Origin of the sequence: Synechocystis sp. LEGE 06083, from assembly GCF_015207725.1 — a bacterium.
In the GTDB taxonomy this organism is placed as follows: Bacteria; Cyanobacteriota; Cyanobacteriia; order Cyanobacteriales; family Microcystaceae; genus Synechocystis; species Synechocystis salina.
Window position 1 is genome coordinate 1 of the sequence record NZ_JADEWJ010000251.1, and the last position, 6017, is coordinate 6017.

At 41.0% G+C, this 6017-nt stretch carries 6 protein-coding genes and 1 pseudogene; 4 read left to right on the plus strand and 3 right to left on the minus strand.

The window, feature by feature from the left end; genetic code table 11:
* The 4 genes and pseudogenes from IQ219_RS15945 to IQ219_RS15960 all read left to right on the plus strand — a co-directional run.
* Positions 1–421: pseudogene (locus IQ219_RS15945) on the plus strand (argininosuccinate lyase); the annotation flags it as partial.
* Positions 422–425: 4 nt separating this feature from the next.
* A complete protein-coding gene (locus IQ219_RS15950) occupies positions 426–872 on the plus strand; it encodes an NUDIX hydrolase (protein WP_194073256.1) in 447 nt (148 codons plus the stop codon).
* 424 nt (positions 873–1296) lie between these two features.
* Positions 1297–1785 carry a pentapeptide repeat-containing protein gene (locus IQ219_RS15955; RefSeq protein WP_194073260.1) on the plus strand — a complete coding sequence of 163 codons (489 nt, stop codon included), beginning with the start codon at positions 1297–1299 and terminating at the stop codon, positions 1783–1785.
* Positions 1786–1879: 94 nt separating this feature from the next.
* Positions 1880–2032 (plus strand): hypothetical protein, encoded by a 153-nt coding sequence (locus IQ219_RS15960; protein ID WP_190597770.1) that lies wholly within the window; start codon positions 1880–1882, stop codon positions 2030–2032.
* 502 nt (positions 2033–2534) lie between these two features.
* Here IQ219_RS15960 and IQ219_RS15965 read toward each other — a convergent pair.
* From IQ219_RS15965 to pruA, 3 genes are all read right to left on the minus strand, one after another.
* Positions 2535–4340, minus strand: coding sequence for an AAA family ATPase (locus IQ219_RS15965; protein ID WP_194073257.1), 1806 nt, complete (start codon positions 4338–4340; stop codon positions 2535–2537).
* Positions 4341–4380: 40 nt separating this feature from the next.
* Positions 4381–4617: a hypothetical protein gene (locus tag IQ219_RS15970; protein WP_194073258.1), complete on the minus strand. Its 237-nt coding sequence runs from the start codon at positions 4615–4617 to the stop codon at positions 4381–4383.
* 98 nt (positions 4618–4715) lie between these two features.
* A partial coding sequence (gene pruA / locus IQ219_RS15975; protein WP_194073259.1) for an L-glutamate gamma-semialdehyde dehydrogenase occupies positions 4716–6017 on the minus strand: 1302 nt, incomplete at its 5' end.

Here is a 6017-nt window from a genome sequence, read left to right on the forward strand (position 1 = left end):
GAAAGAAGATAAGGAAGCTTTATTTGATGCGGTCAAAACGGTCCAGGTGAGCTTGGAAGCCATGACTATTTTGCTTGATGAAGGCATTGTCTTCCGGCAAGAACGGTTAGCAGAGGCGGTGGCAGAGGATTTTTCCAATGCGACGGATGTGGCGGATTACCTGGCGGCGAAAGGGGTCCCCTTCCGGGAGGCTTATAACCTAGTGGGCAAGGTAGTAAAAACCAGCTTAGCGGCGGGGAAATTGCTCAAGGATTTAACTATGGAAGAATGGCAAGCACTCCATCCGGCTTTTGAAGAGGACATTTACCAAGCCATTACCCCCCAACAGGTGGTGGCAGCTCGCAATAGTTACGGCGGCACGGGTTTTGACCAAGTTAATTTGGCGATCGCCAATGCCAAAGCTGAGTTGGGCCTAAGTTAAACCGGTGTGGAGATATGCCCAGGTTTTCATCAAATTACTGCTCCGTCGTCCCCTGTCAGCGGTGACATTAATTCCCGTTTTGCCTAGTGGTTCTATTGTCTTAGTTAAACGGCGGGATACGGGGCAATGGAGTTTGCCGGGGGGGCTGATCGACTGGGGAGAAACGGTGACAATAACGGCAGCGCGGGAGTTACGGGAAGAAACTGGTTTACAGTTAATCAAAATTGATCGCCTGCTTGGAGTTTATTCTAGTCCTGACCGAGATCCCCGCATGCACTCCGTCACCATTTCCCTGGTGGTTCAAGCGGCAGGTAATTTGCTCGTTGGCGATCGCCAGGAGGTATCCCAGGTACAAGCTTTTACTCTGGAAGATTTACCTTTGGGGTCATTAAGCCACGACCATGACCAACAGCTACGGGATTATTTGCAGGGGGAAACAATCATTGCTTGACTCCCAGTATTTCTTCTGGGGTAAATATTCCGTATAAATCAGCTAAGTTTTCGACGAGGTCTTTAATCTACGTTCCCCATGTCCAATGCTCGGGGAATTCATTCAACACTTCTGCTTCAACCAATATTGCTCTCTTTTAACTAAAATTCTAAAAATATCGATGCCAATTCTACAAGCATGATCTCCATCTAGTTTGCCTTGTCTATCCTGGGGTAGTCGAGGGAATGTGTCTAGAAAGACGGGCTACATAACAGTTACGACCAACCTGAGTGTCGCTTGGCACCACTTGTCAGAACAGCAGTTGGCGTAAAGTTACATCTAGCCATAAATGAGATTTGAGCTAGAATGGAAAAAGGAAATTACTTCAAACTTAATAAGTAAATCAGTATAAGTTAAAAAGAAAAAGATTGTTACGTGGAAAAGGATAAAAACTATGGATGCTCAGGAAATTCTTCAGTGTTACGCGGAAGGACAGAGAGATTTTAGTCATATAAACTTGGTTAAAGTCTGTTTGTCGAATGCAAACTTAATGGGAACACAACTAATTTTTGCAGACCTTAGTGGTGCAAATTTAAAGCATGCACACCTTAATAATGCAGTTTTAAAAAAAGCAAATCTTGCTTTAGCTGATATGACCGAGGTTTGTTTAATTTATGCCGATTTGAGTGGTGCAGACCTTAGTGGTGCAAATTTGATGGGGGCAGATCTTTCTAATGCAGATCTATCCGGTGCGAAACTAGGAGGTGCAGACTTACGGAAGGCGAATTTATCTGAAGCTAGCCTTCGAGGGGCAGATTTGCGTGGTGTGAACTTAATCGAAGCTAACTTAACAGATACGGATTTTAGCGAGGCGGACTTAACGGGGGCTTACATAAGTGATGACGCACCGGTTAATGTTGTCAATCTCTCCTAAGGAATTATTCATGTCTCGATAGCCAGGGGCAAAAAGCTTAGGAATATTTAATTCTTAAGCGGATAATTTTTTTGTTGTCTAAGAGGGTAAAATTATGAAACCAATGATTTGGCATCCAGAAGAAAAAGACGAAAAAGTCAACAAATATCTAGACCGGGTTAATCATGAGCCTTGGCTAGGTTTTGCTGCTTTTTCTCTAGTATTTTTCGTTGCATTTATGTTGTTAATGTTTGTAGGAATTTTCTAAGAAGCCAGACCGCTAATTTAGGTCTATAAATCAATGTCGTGTTTGACCTTTGCCCCCGGAGGATAGATTGAAAAGGGAATTAAAATTATGCCCTGGAAGATTTACCTTTGGGGTCATTAGGTCATGACCATGACCAACAGCTAGTGGATTTTTTGCAGAGGGAAGCAATCATTGCTTGATCCTCAGTATTTGTTCTTGGGTAAATATTCGGTATAAATCAGCCAAGTTTTCGATATCTTTTCCTTGTGTCTATGGTCGGAAAATCTATTCAGATATCTCAAAAACGTATGGTTACTTTAAATAAGTTTGGGGCTATGTCGTTATTAAGTCAACTATACTATCAGCTCTTTTTTGATAAACATAGATAATTTTCATAATACATTTAAATTGCATTAATTGAATTTAGGCTTGAGTAATGTAAGAAAATTGTATCTTTTCTATATAAATTTTACCAGTGCATATATGCGTATAAGTGACTTGACAACACAAAAACACATATTCTCTATTCGTTAATTATTGTTTCAATAATTTCAAATACAGTCAAAAAATGAGAAAAATCTTGTGCATCACCATTTTCGCATAACCATCTACACATATTGCTTTTTTCATCTTTGTTGACAGATTTGTAGGCTGGCTTTTCAATTGTTTTCCCTCGTTCTCTTAAACTTATCGTAGAATGTAAATCAATATATTGAGGATTTTGTTTTTCAATTTTATCGATTGTCTCCGGTGGAAAGAGATTTTCTATTCCAATTGAAATTGGATGATTTTTGATCAGTGGAATAATTTCCTTATAAACCTTGTTGTTTTGACTCTTTTGTTTATTAGTATCACAATCATAGAGTAATATTACCTTATTTGGTAAAACTTCAGAAATTGGATTATTGTAAGCCTTCCAAATCTTGTCGAGACCGCCAAAGCCACCACCATCGTCTAACTGCACTCTATTTAAAATATTTGATTGGTTTAGTAGTTCGGCAGCCTTTTCTAAATAATGTACATCATGGTCTCCTTCTACAAAAACGATTGGTTTTGAATGATTTTCAATCTGCTTTTCAATTTCTTTTCTATGTATAGCTGTCGTTTTAAAAGTATCATAAGCAGCACCAAATTCTGAAAAATCAGTTGGATAAATTTTTTCTCCTGTTGGCATATTTATAACTTCAAATCCATTCTTTCCCAACTTTTCATCCATACCTATTAGAAATAATGGAGAATGAGTTGTGATGATGAATTGAATGCTTGGGAGTAACTTGATAATTTCAGGAAGAATTTCTCTTTGATGAAGTGTATGAAGGTGAGAGTCAATTTCATCAATAATGACAATACCCCTGATATCGTTTAGGTCATTTAATTGACCTTCTGACAAGTCATAATCTCTTATAATTGATAGAAATAGATTAATTAGCTGAACCTCACCTGTTGATAGTTGAAAAAGGTTGGGAATCCAAATTCTCCCATTCTTTACGAGAGATATTTGACGATGATGACGATCTCCCAAACCAATTCTTATGTTTTCTTCTTGGCGTAAAATTATGGCTAATACCTGATTAATTGCATTGTATATGTTACTACTCTGACCAAAGAAACCTTCAAGCACACTTACAAAGCCATTAGGTTTTCCTTCTGTTATCCATTGGGCTTCCCTTGTTCTAAGTTCTAATGTTTGTCGATCAAGGATTACATCTAATAGCCAATTAATATTGTTTCTGAGTGGCGACATGCAAATTAGATTGCGATTTGAGTAACCTGAAATATTTTTTAGTTCTGTATAGGTTGCCTTGGACTGAAGATTATCAATATTTAGCCAGGCTGGATCTTCAAACCTATTGACTGGAAAATAGAGACAACATTGATTTTTGAAAATCAACTTTGTTCCCTCCGCTTCTGCTTTAAAGCTAGATTGAAAGAAAGAATATTCATCGCTTGGTATTTGATTCCACTCCTTGTGTAAAGGAGTAAATTTCAGCTGGTCTTCAAACTGATTTTTTGACAATGATAATTGCCATTCTTCAACTTTTTCACCTGAATCAAATTCAATAACTGTACGAGAATAATGTTCTCCGACGCGAATATATTGAGGGCTTCGATATTTAAAAACTTTGCCTTTTTCAACCTCAACGTCGTCGTAAACAAGTTGCTTTCCTGCAATTAACGCATTTACTAAATAGGATAACAAAATGCTTTTGCCTGATCCATTTTCACCCACTACTATAAGTGGTTTTGGATTTTGATTATTTTTAGGGAATTCAAGTTTTAAATTGGATATTGGTCCAACGTTTTCAATTATCAGCTCTTTAAAAAACATGGGATTGTTCTTCTATCGATTAATCTTTTACTTTCAAGATTTATTCTGGATCGGAATACGTTACTCGATCCTGTTGTACTAGTTCGGTAGAGTCAGGGAAATTACCATACTTTTCTTTAAGGCTTGCTTGTAAATAGTGAATTCTATCTACAAGTTGGGTTTGGTCAACGACTTTTGTATTTAAAACTTGATTTTGATTAAACCTTCCATCAATAATTTTAGTGATCAGAGACTCTAACTCATTAACTGTCATTGTGGCAATAGATTGATCAGTCATTTTTAATCACCATTGATATTTAGGTAAATGTTTTATTACGTGGCATGAAAAAGGAGAGAATTAGAATTAATTTCTCCCATTCTTAATCTAAATCTAACTTACTGATCTGCCCCCTCAATCGGTGCAAACCCTTGCCGTTGGATATTCTCCGTCACATGACGCGGTTCCAAGAACTGGAGTAAATAATCCGGGCCACCAGCTTTGGAGCCCACCCCAGACATTTTGAAGCCCCCAAACGGTTGCCGAGAGACGATCGCCCCGGTGATAGTGCGGTTGATGTAAAGATTGCCTACTTCAAACTCAGCGGCGGCACGATTGATGTGGTCAGGGGTGCGGGAATAGAGACCTCCTGTTAAAGCGTAGTCAGTGCCATTGGCAATTTCTAAGGCTTCGTCAAAATTGGCCGCTCGGATAATGGCTACCACCGGGCCAAAAATTTCTTCCTGGGCAATGGTGGCATGGCGTTCGACATTTTTAAATACCGTGGGGCCAACGAAATAGCCTTCACTGGGAGCATCACAGGCGATCGCCAATTCACATTCCGCTTTGCCCTGCTCAATATATTCCTGAATGCGGGCTTGGGCTTTGGCATCAATCACTGGGCCCACCTGGGTGCTGGGGTCATCGGTGGGGCCGACATTGAGGGAACGGGTCGCTTCCACAAACCGCTCCACAAAGGCATCATGGACAGGGGAAAGCACCACCACCCGGGAACAAGCAGAACACTTTTGCCCCGTATAACCAAAGGCTGAATAGACCGCGCCAGCCACTGCCTGATCGAGATCTGCACTTTCATCGACGATGATGGCATTCTTACCGCCCATTTCGGCGATCACCCGTTTGAGATGACGTTGCCCCGGTTGCACCAAAGCGGCATCGGCGTAAATACGACAGCCCACTTCCCTGGAGCCGGTGAAGGCAATCAAATGCACATCGGGATGGTTGACCATGTGGGAACCCACCACCGATCCCTTACCGGGCACATATTGGAAAACTCCCGGGGGAACCCCCGCTGCAATGAGAATTTCCGCAATTTTGGCCGCAATTACCGTGGAAGTTTCGGCCGGTTTCAATAACGTGCAATTGCCCGTCACCAAAGCTGCCACTGTCATGCCAACGGCGATCGCCATGGGAAAATTCCAGGGAGAAATCACTAGAGCAATACCGCGAGGTTGATAAAAATAACGGTTGGTTTCGCCGGGAATATCGAGGTTAACGCCTTGGTCCAGTCGTTCCATTTCATCGGCATAGTAGCGACAAAAATCGATCGCCTCGGACACTTCCGCATCAGCTTGGGGAATAATTTTGCCCACTTCCAAACAAATCCAAGCGTTTAACTCATGGCGACGCTCTTCCATAATGTCCGCCGCTTTACGGAGAATGCCGCACCGTTCCCGTAC